This is a genomic window from Acidovorax sp. GW821-FHT09B03, from assembly GCF_059418305.1.
In genome coordinates, this window is record NZ_JBWKPP010000008.1 from 104,469 (window position 1) to 122,678 (window position 18,210).

An 18,210-nucleotide genomic window follows, 5' to 3' on the forward strand; every position below is an offset into this window, starting at 1 on the left:
CTGTCGCTGATCTGAGCCGTGCCTAGCGCCGCAAGGCTGTGGGATCTCCCAAGGCGGCGTTGAGCGCCGTGGCATCGCGGACCAGGCGGACGAAGACCGCCTGGTCCAGCGGCGTGTCGTCAAGCAATACGAGCGTGGCCATCTCGTACTGGCCGCCGGCCTTGAGGCGGGGTTCCAGATGCTGCAGCCGCTGGCCACGCCAGAAGCCCAGCAGCACCCGCCGGGGCTCGGCGCGCACCAGCAGCACCGGGCCGTTAGAGAAAAAGACCAGATGACCCCACTTGAGCCGCTCCTGCAGCGCTGGCGACGCCGCCAGCGCGTGCGTGCGCAGGGCCTCGCAGTAGCTGCGCTGCCTGCCCTCGAGGCAGCCGATGTAGCCCTCGGGCGTGGTGGCAGAGGTCAGCACCATTTTCATGGCAGGCTCCCGTGGCGGTGCCCGGTGCGCCGCCAGGCCCGCTGGGCATCGGCATGGCGCATGCTCAGGTGGCCAGCAGATCGGCCACGCGTGAACGCAGCAGCGCGGGCTGCACGTCCGACGACGCCACGGCGTGCCCCACGTTCAGGCCGACGCGGCTGTAGAACCCGCGGCGGAACGGCCGCACCATGGCACCGCCCTGCTCGATGCGGCTGAAGTAGGAGCCCCAAAGGTTGGTCAGCGCCATGGGGATCACGGGGGCGTTGATGCCCTCTTCGCGCGCCCGGTCGATGATCTTCATGATGCCGCCCTTGAACTCCTGCAGTTGCCCGTCCTTGGTGATGCCGCCTTCCGGGAAGATGGCCAGCAGATCGCCCTCGCGCAGCACCTGGGCCGCACGCTCGAAGGCGGCTTCGTAGGTGGCGGGGTCTTCCTTGTAGGGCGCGATGGGGATGGCCTTGGCCAGGCGGAACAGCCAGCCGAGCACCGGCACGCGGAAGATGCGGTGGTCCATCACGAAGTAGATGGGCCGCGGGCTGGCCGCCATGAGCAGCACCGCATCGACGAAGCTCACGTGGTTGCAGGCCAGGATGGCCGCACCCGTGGTGGGCAGGTTTTCGTCGCCCTGCACCTTGAAGCGGTAGACGAAGCGCGAGGACACCCAGGCCACGAAGCGCAGCAGGTACTCGGGCACCAGCATGAAGATGTAGAACGCCACCACCGCGTTCGCCAGGCCGGTGAACAAAAAGATCTGCGGCACCGTGAAGCCCGCGCCCAGCAGCGCACCCGCGATCAGCGAGCTGGCGATCATGAACAGCGCGTTCAGGATGTTGTTGGCGGCGATGATGCGCGCGCGGTGCGTGGGCTGGCTGCGCATCTGGATCAGCGCGTACATGGGCACGCTGTACAGGCCGGCGAACAGGCTCAGCAGCGCCAGGTCGAGCATCACGCGCCAGTGCTGGCTCTGCGCGAGGAAGGCACCCAGGCCCATGATCTCCGACGGCGGCAGGCTGCGCGCGGCGAAGTACAGGTCGATGGAGAACACGCTCATGCCGATGGCGCCCAGCGGCACCAGGCCGATCTCGACATGGCGGCGCGAGAGCACCTCGCACAGCAGCGAACCGATGCCAATGCCCACCGAGAACACCACCAGCAGCAGCGAGGCCACCTGCTCGTTGCCGTGCAGCACCTCCTTGGCAAGGCTCGGGAATTGCGACAGGAACACCGCGCCGAAGAACCACATCCAGCTGATGCCCAGCAGCGAGCGGAAGACCACGATGTTGCCGTGCGCGAGCTTGAGGTTGCGCCAGGTCTCGGTGATCGGGTTCCAGTTGATGACCAGGCCCGGGTCGGTGGCCGGTGCCGAGGGAATGGCCTGCGCCACCAGGCGCCCGACCAGGGCCAGCGCCACGCAGGCGATGGCCACCGTGGTGTGGCCGATGCCCGGCAGCGCCACCAGCAGGCCGCCGGCCACGTTGCCCAGCAGGATGGCGACGAAAGTGCCCATCTCCACCATGCCGTTGCCGCCCGTGAGCTCGCGCTCGGTCAGCACCTGGGGCAGGTAGGCGAACTTCACCGGTCCGAACAGCGTGGAGTGCATGCCCATGAGGAAGGTGCACAGGAGCAGGATGGGCACGTTGCCGGCCACGAAGCCCACGGCCGCCACCAGCATGATGGCGATCTCCAGGTTCTTCACGAAGCGGATCATGCGCGTCTTGTCGTACTTGTCCGTGAGCTGGCCCGAGGTGGCCGAGAACAGCAGGAACGGCAGGATGAACAGCGCCCCGATCACCAGCCCGGCCATGGCCGGCGGCAGCCAGCCCACGCTGAGCTGGTAGGTCACCATCACCGTGAAGGCGAACTTGAACAGGTTGTCGTTGGCCGCGCCCGAGAACTGCGTCCAGAAGAAGGGGGCGAAACGGCGCTGGCGCAGCAGGGCGAACTGGTTGGGGTCTTCATGGCCGCCGTGGCCGCCCTGGACGCCAGGGCTGCCGTGCAGGGGGCTCGCGCCCGCAGAAGGGGTCTCGGTGGTCATGCGTCTCTCCTCGCTTGCTTGCGTCTTGGTGTGGTCGAACGGCATCTCAGGCACCCTGGCGGCGTGCGCTGCGCGCCGTGGCCGGCCCGCTGCCCGGCCGGTGCTGGCCGCCATTCTGCCCGGTTGCGGCGACAGCGCCATGGCCCTCGGTGCGTGGCAGCAACGCGGCCAATGCCGACAGCACCGGCAGGGCCGTGGCGGCGGCAGCCAGGTGCTTGAGGCTGTGGCCGGACACCCATTGGCCCGTGGCCTCCAGGATGGCATGGTCGGCGGCCTCGAACAGCTTGGCCACGCCATAGAAAGCGATCACCGCGCCCAGGTGCACGGCCAGGGCCCCTTCGCGCCGCGGCAGCGCGGCCAGGGCCAGCACCACCAGCATGCCGCCCAGTTGCACCACGGCCCAGGGCAGCACGTTGCCGGTCAGCGCCCACCACAGCACGGCCGATGTGCCGCCCAGCAGCACGGCGCCCGCCGTGGCGATGCCCGCACGCTGGCTGACGCGGCCCGCCGCCGCCAGCCCCAGCAGGCCCGCGAACGGCAGCACCATGCCCAGCCGGTCCCACATCAGGCCAAAGTCGCTGGGCCCCCAGTGGTAGAAGGCCGAGCCCACCGAGGTGAAGACCAGGCCGGCAAAGAACAGGCCGGCCAGCGCACGTGCAACGCCCTCCACTGCAGCCACCGGCACCTGGGCCAGCCACGCGAGGCCCAAGGCCCCGGCGATGGCGAAGGGAAGATTGCTCAGCACGTCGAGCGCGCAGGGAATGCCCAGCAGCGTGCGCTGGTCGGCAAAGCCGTGCTGGTGGGCGCTGTCCTGCAGCACCGGACCGAACACGGCCAGCGCCAGCAGCGCAAAGGCGCCGAGCAGCAGCACCACCTCGGGGCGGGAAGGGCCTGGGGCGGTCGACGGGAGTGGCAGCGGCATGGTTCGGGTTCCGGGAGTGGTTGATGGAGCGCAGTGTGGGAACGCCGAGGGCTCGATCGGTACCGAAATCTGTTCAAAGGGCTACCAAATGCACCAGAGGTACCGATAATCGATACCCATGAGCACCACCGCCGACCTCGTTACCGCCCTCAAGAAGGAACTCAAGACCGCGCAGATGACCTACGCCGACCTGGCCCAGCAGCTGGGCATGGCGGAGTCCAGCGTCAAGCGCATGCTGGCCAAGGGCGACATGCCGCTGTCGCGCATCGACGCCATTTGCCGCGCGCTGGCACTGGACTTCGCCGACCTGGCGCGCCGCGTGGCCGAAAGCCAGCCCCTGCTCAAGGAACTCACCCAGGAGCAGGAAAAGGCCGTGGTGGCCGACAAGCGGCTGCTGCTGATGGCCATCTGCGTGCTCAGCCAGTGGACGCTGGAGCAGGTGACCGGCACCTACCGCCTGTCGGAGGCCGAGGGCATCAAGTACCTGGCCCAGCTCGACCGCATCGGCATCATCGAGCTGCGCCCGCTCAATCGCTACCGGCTCAAGCTGGCCAAGACCTTCCGCTGGCGGCCCCATGGCCCGGTGATGAACTACTTTCGCGAGCATGCGCTGCTCGACTACTTCGCGGGTGGCTTCGACGGCGCGGGCGAAGGCGTGCTGCTGGTGCACGGCACCATCAGCCGCAGCCTGGCCCCGGCCTTCATGGAGCGCATGCAGCGCGTGGCCCAGGACTTCGCCCAGCAGCACCTGGCGGACCAGAAACTGCCACCGCGCGAACTCGAGGGCTACACCCTGCTGCTGGCGCTGCGCAGCTGGGAGTTCGAGGCCTTCACGGGCATGCGCCGCTAACCCCTGCCTCCTGTGGATTTGAGGGCGCTCACGCCAGGCGATTGCGTGCCTGCTTGACGCCACAATCAAAAATCACTATTCTTTAAATCATATATTTCACTGATTTAAGGATAGTCAATTGAAAACCACCCGCCAACAGCAGGACGCGACGCGCCGCCAGATCGTGGCCAGCGCGGTCGATCTGATGACGCGCCAGGGCTTCGACGGCACGACGATGAAGGACATCGCGCGTGCGGCCGGCATCGGCGATGCGACGATCTACAAGTACTTCCCGACCAAGGACCGCATCGTGCTGGGCTATGTGGACGAGGCGGTGCGCGCCGCGCTGGCCGATACGCTGGCCACGCCGGACCTGGCGGACTACGGCCTGCAGGAAAAGCTGCAGCGCCTGACCGATGCCGTGCTGGAGCGCCTGCTGCCCGACCGCGAGTTCGTCGCCGAGCTGCGCACACTGGCCCGGCGCTCCCCCCTGTCCATGCTGGCCGAGCCGCTGGCCGCACGCCAGGCCCTGCGCGAGGCCGTGGCCGGTTTCATCGAAGCGGCAGAAGCCAGCGGCGAGATCGAGCCCTGCGACTTCAAGGGCGTGGCCAGTGGTTTGTATGGCGACTACCTGGCGGGCGTGGTGGCCTACTGGCTGGCCGACGAATCGGACGAATTCGCAGAGACCACGCAGCTGGTGGACCTGTCGCTGGGCGTGGCGGTGCTGGCGCTGCGCGCGGGCCTGGTCAACCGTGTGCTGCAGCTGGGCGGCTTCATGCTGCGCAGCCAGATGGCGCGCTTCATGCAGCACGGCAGCGGCCTGGTGGGGGTGCTGCGCATGGCCAAGAACGCGCTGGGCGACACGATGGTGTCCCCGGTGGATACACCGCGCACGCCGCGTGCGCGCCCGCCGGCCCAGGCCCCCGTGGCCGATGCGCCCGAGCCCGCCCGCAAACCCCGCACCCGCAAGGCCGCCCCATGAGCCCCGCCCGCACTGTTCGAGCCACGGCCATCCCTTCGGGCAGCGTGATCGCCACGCAACTGCCAGGCGCCCAGTTTGCCGACTGCTTCGAGACCGCCGACCCCCTTTCCGACACCAGCGCACTGCAGACATGGCTGGACATGGTGATCCGCACGCCGGGCTGGACGCGTGCCCTCATGGCCCTGCGCAATCGCCTGGTGAGCATGGTCGGACTCAAGGGCGTGGGGCAACTGCACGACGGCACCCGCCGGAGCGCAGCAGGCTACCGGGTGGGCGACCAGGTGGGTTTCTTCGAAATCCGCCACCTGGGCGAACGCGAGGTGGTGATGGGCGTGGACGACCGCCACCTGAACGTGCTGGTATCGCTGCACAAGCGCATGCAGGACGGGCAGGCCGTCCTGGCCCTTTCCTCCGTGGTGCACATCCACAACGCGCTGGGCCACACCTACATGGCCACGATCGCACCGTTCCACCGGCTCATCGTGCGGACCCTGCTGGCGCGGTTGGATGCTGCCGCGCCGGCTTCTACCAGCCCCCAACGCCCGCCCCGCGCATGACAGGCGCCAAGCCACCCCGCACGGGCACGCTCGCGCGCGGCACCATCACCGGCATCACGGCCGCACGCCTGGGCCTGGCCCAACTGGGCCAGCGCATGCGGCCCGCCCACGCCGACGAAGTGGCACAGGCCGATGCCCAGGCCCGGCACGAGGCAACCCTGGGCCGCATCCTGTTCCAGGCCATGGGGCAGTTGCGCGGCACAGCGCTCAAGGTCTCGCAGATCCTGAGCATGGACAGCAGCTTCCTGCCCGAGGGCGTGCGGCGCGAGCTGGCGCGCGCCTGCCACCAGGCCACGCCGCTCAACCGCGCGCTGGTCGGCCGGGTGTTCCGCCAGGCCTTCGGGCAGGAGCCCGAGGCCTTGTTCACCCGCTTCGAGCCCCGGGCCTTTGCCGCCGCCAGCCTGGGCCAGGTGCACCGCGCCGAGCTGGCCGGGCACGGTGCCGTGGCGGTCAAGGTGCAGTACCCGGGCATTGCCACCACCATCGCCTCGGACATGCGCCTCTTGCGCACCACCTTGCGTGCCCTGGCGCACAGCGACCTGCCCCTGCCCGGCGATGTGGTGGTGGAGCGCGTGATGCAGGAGATCGAGCGCACGCTGCAGCGCGAGGTGGACTACCTGCACGAGGCCCGGCAACTGCAGTGGTTTGCCGAGCATGCGGCGCTGCCGGGCATCGTGCTGCCACAGCCCATTGCCTCGCACACGCGTGCGCAGGTGCTCACCCAGCAGTATCTGCCGGGCCTGCACCTGGCGGACTGGCTGGGCACCGAGCCCACGCAGGCCGCGCGCAACCAGGCCGGCCAGCTGCTCTGGGACTGGTTCATGCACTGCACCTTCGGCCTCGGCCACATGCATGCCGACCTGCACCCGGGCAACTTTCTGTTCCTGCCGGACGGGCAGCTCGGGGTGCTCGATTTCGGCTGCACGCGCGAGCTGTCGCCCGCGTTCCGCAGCGGGGTGCTGCAGGCCTGGCGCGCACTGCTGCAACCTGCATCGACGAACCATGCCCAGGGCGTGCTGCAGGCCTACGTGGCGCTGGGGCTGGTCCATGCTTCGATGGACCTCGCCACCTTCACCAACGAGCTGATGCCCGCCCTGTCGATCATGCAGGCCTGGCAGACCGAGCCCTTCACGGAGCCGGTCTTCGACTTCGCAGGCAAGAGCCGCCCGCCCGCCCCCGTGGCGGCGCAGCAGAAGGTGCTGGCCAGGCACCTGGCCGGCGTGCCGCCCGAACTGCCGGCTTTCGAGCGCGCCTGGCTCGGGCTCATGCACCTGCTGACCGAAATCCGGGCGCAGGTCCACACGCAGGCCGATCGCTGGATCGGCTGACCCCTCCCCATTCCCCGTACGACAAGGAGCCTTCCGTGCACAGCCTTCTCTGGTCCCTCTCCACCCTTGCGGCCCGCCCCTGGAAGGGCCTCTGGCTGCTGGCCGTGGCCCTGCTGCACACGCTGGCGGCGGTCGTCCTGTTCGCCCCCCAGTGGCAGATCCTGTGGCAGCGTGGCGTGTTCAACGCCGTGGCAGACGACATGCACCTGGGCGCCGCCGTCTGGTTCCTGCTGTTCGGTGCCGTGCTGGCCCTGCTGGCATGGGAGGTGACGGCGCTCGAGCGCAGCCAGCCGGCCGAGGCGCTGCGGCCCATGGGCTGGTGCCTGCTGGCCCTGGTGCTGGCCGGCGTGGTGCTGATGCCGGTGTCGGGCTTCTGGCTGGTGCTGCCGCCGGCCTTGGCGCTGCTGGTCAGGTGAAATGCCCCCTTGAGTCGCTTCGCGCCTTACCCAGAGGGGGGCGGCCCTTGCGCGGGGGCGCTGGCGTGGGTCGCACCAGTTTCATGCGCCCCGGGTGGCGCGCAGCGCAATGGACCGCCGGTGTGACATAAATCACGCTTTGGGTGCGCGAGCTGCGCCGCAGCAACACCCGCTTACAACTCTTCGCACGGGCACTACACCGGCTTGACGCAAAGCGCCCACGATCAAGGCTCCGGTTCCGCAAGGAATCATTTCCAAGGAGACCTTCATGGCCCGCATCGCCCTCGCCGTCGCTTCCCTGGCCTTGCTGTCGCTGGGTGCCGTTGCCCCGGCGCTGGCATCCCCCAGCGCCACCGTCGTCATCCAGACCGGCACCCCTTCTTCCTACTACCAGCATCCGGTGCAGCGCCCCGCCCTGGCCCCGCTGCAGGTCACCCCGGTGCAGTACCACGCGCCGCCCCCACCCCGCTATGAAGCACCACCCCACGCACGCCGTGGAATGGCCTGGGTGCCCGGCCATTGGGAGTGGCGCGGCGGCCGGCATGTGTGGATCCAGGGCTACTGGGTCAAGGCCCGCCCTGGCTATACCTACCGCGAGCCGCGCTGGGAAGAGCGCGATGGCCGCCACCACATGCGCCCCGGCGGCTGGGACCGAGACGGCGATGGCGTGCCCAACCGCCACGACCGCCGTCCGGACAACCCGTACCGCAACTGATGGCGGCAGGCCGGTTGCCCCGCGGGTCCCGGCCCCGCCCGCCTACAGGGGGCAAGGTGCGGCGCCTACAGACCTGGCGCCGCTGCTTGCCCACCATACAGAGGCGACACAACAACATTGAAGAAGGAGTCATCCATGGCTTACAAAACCACTTACGCAGCCCTCATCGCCACCACGCTGGCACTGGCAGGCCTCTCGACGGTAGCCACGGCCCAGCCGGCGCACCAAGGCACCGTGGTGATCCAGTCGGGACCCCAGGGTTACCAGGTCATCCCCGCACCACCGCCACCCCGCCGTGAAGCCGTGCCGCGCCCACGCCGTGGCCAGGTCTGGGAAGAGGGCCATTGGGATTGGCGTGGCGGCCGCCATGTGTGGGTCGCCGGCCACTGGGTGAAGGCCCGCCCCGGCTACGCTTACCGCCAGCCCACCTGGCAGGAACGCGACGGCCGCTGGGAAATGCGCCGTGGCGGCTGGGACCGTGACGGTGACGGCATTTCCAACCGCAACGACCGGGACCGCGATGGCGATGGTGTGTCGAACCGCCGCGACAGCAACCCTGACAACCCCCGCCGCAACTGACGCCTGACCGGGCCAGCGCCCGGCCTTGTATCAGCAACGAACGCCGCACATTAGTTGCGGCGTTCGTCTTTGTGCCTAGAATGGCCCCTGCAGGAGAGCAAGCGGCAATGGCCGCTTCACCGAAGGCGCAAACTCCCATGCACGCTCAGGTTCCGTACTGCACCATTCATCAAGGCCGTCTGGAGAGCCGCTACGCCATGTAGCGCACCGAAGGAGCAAGCCGCAGCCCATGAGGGGCGGCGGTGAATCTCTCAGGTACCAAGGACAGGGGGAGCGGCAGCCGGGCAATGACGTGCCCGCTGCGCGCTATGGACACCCATACCCGCAGCGACATCGACAGGCCTGGCGATTGCCCTTCCAAAGGCTTTCAAAATGCGTGTGATCGTTCTTGGCGCCGGCCTGCTCGGCGTGACTTCGGCCTATTTCCTGCAACAGCTCGGCCACGAGGTGACCGTCATCGACCGCCAGGGTGCGCCCGGTGCGGAAACCAGCTTTGCCAATGGCGGCCAGATCTCGGTAAGCCATGCCGAGCCCTGGGCCAACCCGAGCGCGCCGCTCAAGGTGCTGCAGTGGCTGGGCAAGGAAGACGCCCCCCTGCTGTTCCGCATCCGCGCCGACATGCGCCAGTGGCTCTGGGGCCTGTCCTTCCTGCGCAACTGCACGCCCGCGCGCACGCGCCACAACATCGAGCAGATCGTGCGCCTGGGTACCTACAGCCGCGACACGCTGCAGCAGCTGCGCGCCGCCACCGGCATCGCCTACGACCAGCGCACGCAGGGCATCCTGCACTTCTACACCAACCAGAAGGAGTTCGACGGCGCCCTGGCCCCGGCCGAGCAGATGCGCCAGCTCGGCTGCGAACGCCAGGTGATCAGCGCCGACGAGGCGGTGCGCATCGAGCCGGCCCTGGCCCACATCCGCCCGCAACTGGCCGGCGCGACCTACACCGCCGAGGACGAATCGGGCGATGCCAACACCTTCACGCGCGAACTGGCGCGCCTGTGCGAGGCTGCGGGCGCGCAGTTTCGCCTGGGCCAGCACATCACGGCCCTGCGCGAAGCGGGCGGGCGCATCGACCATGTGGAGGTGACCACGGCAGAAGGCCGCTTCGAGCGCGTGCACGGCGATGCCTTCGTGCTCGCCATGGGCTCGTTCAGCCCGCTGCTGGCGCAGCCGCTGGGCATCCACCTGCCCATCTACCCGGCCAAGGGCTACTCGGTGACCATGCCGGTCAAGGACGCATCGATGGCGCACCAGGTGAGCCTCACCGACGACGAGTACAAGCTCGTGTTCTCGCGCTACACCAGCGAGCGCGGCGACCGCCTGCGCATTGCCGGCACGGCCGAGCTCAACGGCTACCAGCGCGACCTCAACCAGGTGCGCTGCGACGCCATCGTGCGCCGCGTGGAGCAGCTGTTCCCGGGGGCCGGCGATGCCAGCCAGGCGCAGTTCTGGACCGGCCTGCGCCCCGCCACGCCGAGCAATGTGCCGCTGATCGGCAAGACCAAGCTGGCCAACCTGTTCCTCAACACCGGCCACGGTACGCTGGGCTGGACGCATGCCTGCGGCTCGGGCAAGTCGCTGGCGCGCATCGTGAGCGGCCTGGCGCCCGAGCTGGACTTCGCGTTCACGGGCATGCCGCAGAGCAGCGTGCCCAGCCTGTTGCCTGCGGCGTCGAAGGCCTGAGCAAGCGCCCGGTCAGGGCGCGGCGCCCGAGGCCTGCGCGACGAAGCTCGCCAGCGCCCGCATGTCCTTGTCGCTGAGCTTGTCGGCATAGGACGGCATGACGCCGATGCCCGCGCGCAGCGCGCGCAGCACGCGCTCGGCGTTGGGCTTGAGTTCGTCGAGCACGGGCCCGACCTGGCCTTCGGCGCCCGCGGCCTGCAGCGTGTGGCACACGGAGCAGGCCGGCTGGATCTTGCCGAACAGTTCCTTGCCACGCACCAGCTCGCCGGCATCCGCGGCCCAGGTGCCGCCGCTTGCCAGCGCCAGCAGCACGGCGGTCAGCGCAGTACGCAAGGCGTGCGCCCCCTCACGCGATCACCACGGTCACACCGTGGTCGCGCCAGCTGGTGTTGTTGTAGCCGCCCAGGTTCTCCTCGCGCTGCTCGGGCTGCACATGGCCGGCGGTATCGGTGGCACGGCTGAGCAGTTCGTGCGAACCCGCCGCCAGCCGCACGGGCAGCACGAACTGGCGCCAGGCGAAGCGCCCCAGGTCGGGCCCGATGAGCTGGGCCGCCTGCCAGGTCTTGCCGCCATCGACGGACACCTCCACGCCCTTCACGCCGCGCGTGCCGCCGAACGCCACGCCATGCACCTGCACCAGCCCGGCCTTGAGCGTGCCCTGCTCGGGCAGGGGGCCGTTGATCCAGGACTTGGTCGTCATCTCCCACACCGAGGGCTGCTCGGGGCTGGCCTTGGTGCCGGGGGGCGACATGCGGTAGCCGTGCGACATGATGCGCGCCTGGGACTGCTCGGAACCGAAGGCCACGCGCTTGACGTACTTGATGTTGTTCACGCCCTGGTAGCCCGGCACGATCAGGCGCAGCGGTCCCCCATGCGCCAGCGGCATCGGCTCGCCATTCATCTCCCAGGCCAGGATGGCATCGTCCAGCGCCTGGATGGGCACCGAGCGCTCGACCACCACCGTCAGGGGGTCCACGCCCTCGGGCAATTTCTCGCCGCCCGTGCCCGTGAGGTAGGCGGCACCGCCCGCCAGCCCCCCCAGCGCGGCCACCACATTGCGCAGCGGCACGCCGCTCCAGACCACGCAGCCCGCGGCGCCCACCGTCCACGGCGTGCCGCTGGGCTTGCTGGGGAAAAAGCCGCGCCCGTTGCCCGAGCATTGCAGCACCGTGGTCACGGTCTCGATGCCCAGGGTCCGAAGTTCGGCCAGGGTCAGCGCGCGCGGTGCCTTCACGCCCTCGATGGAGACGCTCCAGGCATCGCGGTCGGCCACGATGGCGGCATCGGGCGCAGGCAGGTTGTTGCGGATGTACAGCTGGCTCGATGGCGTGACCACCCCCGTGCCGAAGGCCGCCCGGCGCGTCTCCAGGGTGCTGCTGCTGTGCACGATCAGGCTGCCTGGGTTCTTCCATCCCGCATACGCGGGCAGCGGCTTGGCCGCCGCAGCCGGTGCGGGCTGGGCATGCGCGCCCCGGGTCCATGCGGCCAGCCCCAGGGCGCTGAGTGCGGCAGCACTGCCGGTGAGCAGGTGTCGGCGCGGCAGGGTCACGGGATTCTTCATGGAACGGTCCTCCGGGGGGTGGTCAGGCTCAGGTGTTTTTCCGCAGCACGCACCGGTCATGGAAGACCGCGAGCATGCGCGGGGCATGCCGCATTCTGGTATGGCCGCTGCGGTTTGCCCTGGGGGTTTTGGAGAGCAGGTGTAAGAAATGGCAACAACCTGCGCAAGGACGTGTGCTGCGTAGCGCCCTGGTGCATATTTGACATCGGCTGACAGACTCCGAAGGAGACACCATGTACCGCACCACACGCCATGCCTTGCTGTCCCTGTTGTTGCTATCGCTCGGTCCCCTGGCCCAGGCCCAGATCACGGCCATCGTGGCCGTGGAACCCACGGCCAAGAAGGCGGCGCACAGCATCCTGCGCAGCGCTTTCGAGTCAGGCCTGTCCAAGGCCGCCGGCCTGCCGGCCACCGTGGCCACCAGCGAGGACCTGGCCGATGTGATGCGCGCCACGCGCAGCGCGGGCTACGATGTGTTCATCGGCCCGGCCCAGGTGGCGGCCTCGGCGCTGCAGCGCGGTTACGAGCTCGTGGGCGCGACCCAGAAATCGGACCAGTACCTGCTCGTGGGCTCGGCCCAGGTGGCCAACGTGGCCGCGATGAAGGGCCTGCGCCTTTACCTGCCCCAGCAGGATTCGATCTACACCTACATGGCACGCGGCATGCTCAACGAAGCCGGCCTGTCGTTCCAGGACCTCAAGTCGGTGCTGCACGAGAAGCACCCGCAGGCCGGACTCAGCGCGCTGGTGCTGGGCAGCACCGATGCCACCGTGGTGCGCGCCGACGACTGGGCCGAATGGTCTGCCATCCACAAGGGCCAGGCACAGGTGCTGGCCACTTCGCAGCCGGTGCCGGGCGGCTTCTCGATCACGGTGAAGAAGGACCTGCCCGCCGACGTCAAGGCGCGCCTGGCGCAGTGGTTCGCAGCAGGCACGGGAGCGGGGCTGGCCCCCGTGGCCCTGCGACCCCAGGCGCAGGAGTACCGCCGCGTGGCGGAGCTCGGCCTGTTCACCCCCAACAGCCTGCCTGGCGTGAACCGCATCACGGCGCGCGAGGCGCAGAAGCTGCAGGCAGAAGGCGCCGTGGTGGTCGACACGCGCACCGAAAAGGAATTCAAGGCCAAGCGCATCCGCGGTGCCGTGTTCGCGGCCTACGTGGAAAAGAGCCTCAAGGACGTGGCCTTCAATGCCGCCCAGGACGACTTCCAGGCACTGGAGAAAGTGGACCGCAGCAAGCCCGTGATCTTTGCCTGCAACGGGGCCGAATGCTGGAAGTCCTACAAGGCGGCCAAGGTGGCGGCCAGCAAGGGCTACAAGACGGTGTACTGGCTGCGCGGCGGCCTGCCCGAGTGGGACGCCGACGGGCTTCCGACCGAAAGCAGCAGCTGAGGCCGGCCGTGGCCCGGCCGCTCAGGTGAAGACCGTGAGCACCCCGGTATAGCCGTACAGGTGGTGGTGCGCGATCTCGCCACCGGCAAAGAAGCCGGCCAGCGGCACGTCGCCCAGCGCATGCCGCACGATCTGCAGTTCCGCGCTGGTCCCGCCGAAATGCGGGCCCCCCCGGCCTGAGCAGCTCACGTAGATGGCGCCGCGAATGCGCCGCCCAGGCTGCGTCGCCGCCCGGCCCTGGGCGCCCGTTGCGGGTGCAGGGGCCTTCGTCGCAGCGTCCGCGTGGCCCGCCTCCAGCGGCGCGGGCTCCAGTTCCTCAGGTTCGAGTTCCTCGCGGATCTCGGCGCAGATGCGCATCAGGTCTGCGCGTGCCGCCGCCACGTTGCGCTGGCAGAAAGCCAGGTGCATGCCGGGCTCCACCTTGTCGCCGAGCGCGACGCCACGGCGCGCCCCGTCGAGCCCCACGATGTGGCGCACGCGGGTGTCGGTGCCGAAGTGGCCTGTGCGCTGCTGGCCCTGGGGCTGGGCCCCGGCATCCACCAGCCCGGCCAGCGTGGCGCGCACCTTGCGCAGCGCGGGCTGCGGATCGCCGTCGAGCGACACCTCCAGCGTGTCGAGCAGCACGTCGAGCGCGGGCTCGCCATCGAGCTGCAGCACCACGTTCTCATGCGCGGCGGTCACGCTGCGCAACGGCCCCACGGGCTGGCAGCCCTGGGTGACGCGCGAGACCAGGGCCACCTCGGCGCCGAAGGCCACGCCCGACAGGCCGCCATCGAAGACCCCGCCAGCGCCGCCCTGCCCGGCGATGTTGCCGTCGCCAGCGACTGCGAACTGCACGCCCGCGCCCCGGCTGGCGCTCAGGCCGCCGAACAGGTAGCCGGTCTCGGTGCGGCCGGCCATCTCGGCCAGCAGCTCCGCCAGTTCGGGCGTGTGGCCGTCGGCATGCACCAGCGCCGTGTGGGCCGCGAAACCGCTGGTCGGCTGGCGCGGCAGCGGGGCCACGCCCGAGAACACACGGTACTGGTCGGGTGACACGTCGAGCAGCATCACGGACAGCGCCGGCTCATCGAAGTACTCGGCGTTGTTGGCCGCCACGCCCACGCCCACGGTGCCGCTCCAGTCGGTCACCTCGGGCAGTTCGCCGGCCAGGTAGTCGAGCAGGGCCTGGGCCTCGCCCGCATAGTGGTCGGTGATGTAGAGCAGGCCCAGCGTGGGAGCGCTGGCGTACTCGGGCAAGGCCATCTGCGCCCGCAACTGCGCCAGTGCCAGGGCTGCCGCCATGCGCCACTGGGGATGGGTGGCATGGCCGGAGGGAAAGAGTTTCATGGTGTGTGTCTTCTCGCAGGCGGTGCGCGCTGCCGACGCACGGCCGGGATCAGCGGGCGCTCTTGCGCGGTGCGCGCTTGTCCGCCGCCGTGGTCTTCTTCGCTGCCGGCCGGGCCTTGGTAGCAGGCTTGGCCGCTGCCGCCTTCCTGGCTGCGGGCTTGCGCTCGCCGGCCATGCTCTTCATGCCCTTGGCGGCGAACTGGCTGGCCATGCCGGTGGCCGTCTTGATGGCCTCCTTGGCCAGGCCGGTGGCCATGTTCTTGGTGGTATCGAGGGCGGTCTGCTTGGCCGCGTCCTTCATGGCGTTCGCGGCGATCTGCTGGAACTGGCCCGTGAGCGCGCCCCACCATTGCAACGGGTCGACCACGGAGGCTTCGGGCGCCGCAGCGGCGGCCTTGCCGCTCTTCCTGGTCTTGGTGGGCGCCTCCTCGGGTTCTGCGTCGTCCTCTTCTTGCGGCGCCTCGTCCTTCGCGCGGCCCGTGACGCGGGCGGCAGCGCCGGCCACGGCCCCTGCCGCGCCGCTGACCGTGTCGGCGGCCTTTTGCACGCCGCTCATCACGGTATCGGCCGTCTTGAGCTTGAAGGCATTGGCCACGTCGCCCATGCTGAAGTTCATGCCCTTCAAGGTGGCCAGCGTCATCTTCTGCACCTCCAGCGCCTGGATGGTGGCGGCCAGCGCGCGCGAGTTCTGCTCCAGCCAGAACTGCACGGCCTTGAGTTCCTCGATGCGCTTTTCCAGCTCTTCGACGCTGATGGTCGGGGCCACCCAGTTGGACAGGTTGGGCAATTGCGGAATGCTGTTGGTCGCTCCCTTGGCCAGGCTCTGCAGGAAATCAAAACCGGGGACGAATTTGCCGAAACCGAAATTGGATGTGTCGCTCATGGCCGCTCCGCAAGAATGGGTGGGGGGATCGCTCCTGACAGCTTACCCCAATGGGTGGCTGCTGGCGATGGCATGCAGGGGGCTTGTTCCTCAGTGTTTGTGCCCATGCGCATGGGCTGGTGCACCCGCTTGCGCGCCCGGTGCGCTGGTCGCCACGGGCACGGTCAGCTCGAGCCTGCTTTCCACGCCCTTGGCGTCCTTGAAGGTCAGGGTGAGCGGCACGGTGCTGTCCTTGGCCAGGGGTGCCTTGAGGTCCAGCAGCATGACGTGGTAGCCGCCGGGTTTGAGCTCCACGGCCTTGCCGGCGGGCAGCTCCAGCACCGGCACGGCACGCATGCGCATCACGTCGCCATCGAGCTTCATTTCATGCACCTCGGTCACGCCAGCGGCGGGAGAGGATGCACCCACCAGGCGTGCGCCCTGTGGCGCGGTGAGCTTCATGAAGGCGCCGGTGCCCTTCTGCCCGGGAACGCTGGCGCGGGCCCAGGCGCCCTCGACCTTCACGTCGGAGGCCTGGGCCAGAGCGGACGCGGCCAGCAGGGTGGACGACAGGGCGAGGCCGGCAAGGAGGATCTTGTGCAATGGCATGGGTGGTGGGCTCCTGGGAAACGATGGTGCACCGCGCGGCATGGATGCGGCAAAGGCTGGCGGCCGGCGGCAGAGCGGCGCAAACTCCCTGGGCAGCGGCCACCCGCTGCGGCGGATGCGGACCATTGTAGGACCGGCGCATGCGTCATCTGCGCGACCGGGCCGGGCCGGCCGACCGCCTAGCATGGCACCCGGCAACGACCCCTACCAAGAGATACAGGAGACACCCCATGCTCACCCTCTGCGGCTTTTCGGCCAGCAACTACTACAACAAGGTCAAGCTCGCGCTGCTCGAAAAGGGCGTGCCCTTCACCGAAGAACTCGCCTGGATCGGCGAGACCGACCGCAGCGCCAGCCCGCTGGGCAAGGTGCCCTACCTGCGCACCCCGAACGGCACGCTGTGCGAGTCGGCGGTGATCGCCGACTACATCGAGTCGGCCTACCCCGAGCACCCGCTGATCCCGGCCGACCCGCTGGCCGCTGGCAAGGTGCGCGAGCTGATCACCTTCATGGAGCTGCACCTGGAGCTGGTGGCGCGCAACCTCTACCCGCAGGCCTTTTTCGGCGGCACGGTGAGCGAGGCGGCGCGCGAGAAGGTCGGCGCCCAACTGGCCAAGAACATCGCCGCCTTCGCCCAGCTCACGAAGTTCAGCCCCTTCATCGGCGGTGACAGCTTCACCGCGGCGGACTGCGCGGCCATCGTGCACCTGCCGCTGGTGTCGTCGGCCACGAAGATCATCTACGGCCGCGACTTCCTGGCCGAGCTGCCGGTGCGCGACTACCTGGCCCGCATGAACGAGCGCCCCCACGTGGCGCGCGTGAATGCCGACCGCAAGACCAGCACGGCCGAGATGCTGGCCAGACCGAAAGGCTGACGTCGCCAGGGGGGAGCGCATCCGCTGCTATCCTGCACCGATGCACAGCCTTTTCCACCTTGCCTTCAACGTCACTGACCTCGACGCAGCCCGCCGTTTCTACGGCGGCGTGCTGGGCTGCCGCGAAGGCCGCAGCACCGACACCTGGGTCGATTTCGACTTCTTCGGCCACCAAATCTCCCTGCACCTGGGCACGCCGTTCACCAGCGCCGCCACCGGCCATGTGGGCGAGCACCTGGTGCCCATGCCGCACTTCGGCGCCATCCTTGAATTGCCCGCCTGGAAGGCCGTGGCCGAGCGCCTGAAGGCGGCCGGCACGCCATTCGTGCTTGCGCCCCAGGTGCGCTTCGAGGGCGAACCCGGGGAGCAGTGGACGATGTTCTTCTACGACCCGAGCGGCAACCCGATCGAGATGAAGGGCTTCAAATCCATGGAACAGGTGTACGCGGCGTAGGCCGCCACCGCGCCGGGAGCCAGGGGCGGCAGCCGCCGCCCCTCCCCGGCACCCCTCTCAGCGCCGCTGCATCAGCGGCATGCTCCCCAGTGCGAACACCGAGTTGGGCACACCGAGCCCGGCCAGGCGCGGCTTGGGCTTGGCGCTGGGCACGGCGCGGGCACGTTGCTGCGGTGCCGGCTCGCCGGACTCCACCACCACGCCACGGGCCAGCTCCTGCGTCACCAGCTCCGCCAGCGTCACGGACTGCAGGTAGTCCATCACCCGGCTGTTGAAGGTGATCCACAGCTCACCCGTCATGGCCTTCATCTGCGCCGCCTGGCCCTGGGCCAGGCTCTGGGTGTCGTCACCCTTGAGGTTTTCCACCGCCAGGATGATGTCGGCCACGGACACCTGGTCCGCGCGGCGCGCCAGCGTGTAGCCGCCGCCAGGCCCGCGCGTGCTGTCCACCAGCCCGGCGCGCCGCAACGCGCTGAACAGCTGCTCCAGGTAGGACAGCGAGGTGCCCTGGCGTGCACTGATGGTCGACAGTGCCACAGGACGCATCTGCTGGCGCAGTGCGAGATCGGTCATGGCCGACACGGCAAGTTGCCCTCGGGTAGTGATACGCATCTTTGACTCCTTGTGAACGTTGTATGGCCAGGGTTCGGTGCCCGAAGGGGCGTTCCGCG

20 protein-coding genes and 1 riboswitch are annotated in these 18,210 nt (G+C 69.2%); of the genes, 11 read left to right on the top strand and 9 right to left on the bottom strand.

Annotated elements, in window-relative coordinates:
* Positions 1–22: 22 nt before the first annotated feature.
* The 3 genes from AC07PA_RS16305 to AC07PA_RS16315 all read right to left on the bottom strand — a co-directional run bounded on the left by AC07PA_RS16305 (position 23) and on the right by AC07PA_RS16315 (position 3,372).
* Positions 23–415, bottom strand: coding sequence for a DUF1801 domain-containing protein (locus AC07PA_RS16305; RefSeq protein ID WP_494606896.1), 393 nt, complete (start codon positions 413–415; stop codon positions 23–25).
* A gap of 64 nt (positions 416–479) precedes the next feature.
* A complete protein-coding gene (locus AC07PA_RS16310; protein ID WP_007849672.1) occupies positions 480–2,450 on the bottom strand; it encodes an MFS transporter in 1,971 nt (656 codons plus the stop codon).
* 46 nt (positions 2,451–2,496) lie between these two features.
* The gene (locus AC07PA_RS16315) at positions 2,497–3,372 is read right to left on the bottom strand and encodes a hypothetical protein (protein ID WP_494606894.1); all 876 of its coding nucleotides are present in this window, start codon (positions 3,370–3,372) and stop codon (positions 2,497–2,499) included.
* 118 nt (positions 3,373–3,490) lie between these two features.
* On the opposite strand from AC07PA_RS16315, the gene AC07PA_RS16320 reads away from it, so the two are divergent.
* The 8 genes from AC07PA_RS16320 to AC07PA_RS16355 all read left to right on the top strand — a co-directional run bounded on the left by AC07PA_RS16320 (position 3,491) and on the right by AC07PA_RS16355 (position 10,464).
* Complete coding sequence (locus AC07PA_RS16320) at positions 3,491–4,222, top strand: helix-turn-helix domain-containing protein (protein ID WP_007849667.1); 732 nt, start codon at positions 3,491–3,493, stop codon at positions 4,220–4,222.
* A gap of 118 nt (positions 4,223–4,340) precedes the next feature.
* On the top strand, positions 4,341–5,183 hold the full coding sequence (locus AC07PA_RS16325; protein ID WP_494606892.1) for a TetR/AcrR family transcriptional regulator: 843 nt from the start codon (positions 4,341–4,343) through the stop codon (positions 5,181–5,183).
* Complete coding sequence (locus tag AC07PA_RS16330; RefSeq protein WP_494606891.1) at positions 5,180–5,740, top strand: DUF2867 domain-containing protein; 561 nt, start codon at positions 5,180–5,182, stop codon at positions 5,738–5,740. The genes AC07PA_RS16325 and AC07PA_RS16330 overlap by 4 nt, the downstream gene beginning before the upstream one ends.
* Entirely contained in the window at positions 5,737–7,068 is a 1,332-nt protein-coding gene (locus AC07PA_RS16335; RefSeq protein ID WP_494606889.1) for an ABC1 kinase family protein, read from the top strand. Before AC07PA_RS16330 ends, AC07PA_RS16335 begins: the two co-directional genes overlap by 4 nt.
* Before the next feature lie 35 nt (positions 7,069–7,103).
* Positions 7,104–7,484 (top strand): DUF6463 family protein, encoded by a 381-nt coding sequence (locus AC07PA_RS16340; RefSeq protein WP_494606887.1) that lies wholly within the window; start codon positions 7,104–7,106, stop codon positions 7,482–7,484.
* A 268-nt stretch (positions 7,485–7,752) separates the two neighbouring features.
* Positions 7,753–8,199 (top strand): YXWGXW repeat-containing protein, encoded by a 447-nt coding sequence (locus AC07PA_RS16345; protein ID WP_145697110.1) that lies wholly within the window; start codon positions 7,753–7,755, stop codon positions 8,197–8,199.
* A 135-nt stretch (positions 8,200–8,334) separates the two neighbouring features.
* On the top strand, positions 8,335–8,778 hold the full coding sequence (locus AC07PA_RS16350; protein WP_494606885.1) for a YXWGXW repeat-containing protein: 444 nt from the start codon (positions 8,335–8,337) through the stop codon (positions 8,776–8,778).
* Between the two features lie 169 nt (positions 8,779–8,947).
* Positions 8,948–9,056: riboswitch (glycine riboswitch) on the top strand.
* Positions 9,057–9,150: 94 nt separating this feature from the next.
* On the top strand, positions 9,151–10,464 hold the full coding sequence (locus AC07PA_RS16355) for a D-amino acid dehydrogenase (protein ID WP_494606883.1): 1,314 nt from the start codon (positions 9,151–9,153) through the stop codon (positions 10,462–10,464).
* Positions 10,465–10,476: 12 nt separating this feature from the next.
* Here the strand turns inward: AC07PA_RS16355 and sorU are convergent, their stop codons facing one another.
* Together sorU and sorT are read right to left on the bottom strand one after the other, a co-directional pair.
* Entirely contained in the window at positions 10,477–10,797 is a 321-nt protein-coding gene (sorU, locus tag AC07PA_RS16360) for a SorU family sulfite dehydrogenase c-type cytochrome subunit (RefSeq protein WP_494606881.1), read from the bottom strand.
* 13 nt (positions 10,798–10,810) lie between these two features.
* Positions 10,811–12,025, bottom strand: coding sequence for a SorT family sulfite dehydrogenase catalytic subunit (gene sorT, locus AC07PA_RS16365; protein ID WP_494606879.1), 1,215 nt, complete (start codon positions 12,023–12,025; stop codon positions 10,811–10,813).
* Positions 12,026–12,258: 233 nt separating this feature from the next.
* Here sorT and AC07PA_RS16370 point away from each other — a divergent pair, with 233 nt between their 5' ends.
* Positions 12,259–13,413, top strand: coding sequence for a rhodanese-like domain-containing protein (locus AC07PA_RS16370; RefSeq protein WP_007849641.1), 1,155 nt, complete (start codon positions 12,259–12,261; stop codon positions 13,411–13,413).
* Positions 13,414–13,434: 21 nt separating this feature from the next.
* On the opposite strand, the gene AC07PA_RS16375 is transcribed toward AC07PA_RS16370, so the two are convergent.
* From AC07PA_RS16375 to AC07PA_RS16385, 3 genes are all read right to left on the bottom strand, one after another.
* The gene (locus tag AC07PA_RS16375; RefSeq protein WP_007849639.1) at positions 13,435–14,739 is read right to left on the bottom strand and encodes an FIST signal transduction protein; all 1,305 of its coding nucleotides are present in this window, start codon (positions 14,737–14,739) and stop codon (positions 13,435–13,437) included.
* 49 nt (positions 14,740–14,788) lie between these two features.
* Positions 14,789–15,622 (bottom strand): PhaM family polyhydroxyalkanoate granule multifunctional regulatory protein, encoded by an 834-nt coding sequence (locus tag AC07PA_RS16380; RefSeq protein ID WP_494606876.1) that lies wholly within the window; start codon positions 15,620–15,622, stop codon positions 14,789–14,791.
* A gap of 90 nt (positions 15,623–15,712) precedes the next feature.
* The gene (locus AC07PA_RS16385; RefSeq protein WP_494606874.1) at positions 15,713–16,210 is read right to left on the bottom strand and encodes a copper chaperone PCu(A)C; all 498 of its coding nucleotides are present in this window, start codon (positions 16,208–16,210) and stop codon (positions 15,713–15,715) included.
* A gap of 230 nt (positions 16,211–16,440) precedes the next feature.
* Between AC07PA_RS16385 and AC07PA_RS16390 the strand changes: the two genes are divergently transcribed.
* Both AC07PA_RS16390 and AC07PA_RS16395 read left to right on the top strand, forming a co-directional pair.
* A complete protein-coding gene (locus AC07PA_RS16390; protein WP_494606872.1) occupies positions 16,441–17,085 on the top strand; it encodes a glutathione S-transferase in 645 nt (214 codons plus the stop codon).
* A gap of 40 nt (positions 17,086–17,125) precedes the next feature.
* Complete coding sequence (locus AC07PA_RS16395) at positions 17,126–17,539, top strand: VOC family protein (protein ID WP_007849627.1); 414 nt, start codon at positions 17,126–17,128, stop codon at positions 17,537–17,539.
* Between the two features lie 57 nt (positions 17,540–17,596).
* Here AC07PA_RS16395 and AC07PA_RS16400 read toward each other — a convergent pair whose 3' ends face one another.
* On the bottom strand, positions 17,597–18,151 hold the full coding sequence (locus AC07PA_RS16400; RefSeq protein WP_007849624.1) for an Rrf2 family transcriptional regulator: 555 nt from the start codon (positions 18,149–18,151) through the stop codon (positions 17,597–17,599).
* Positions 18,152–18,210: the final 59 nt, after the last annotated feature.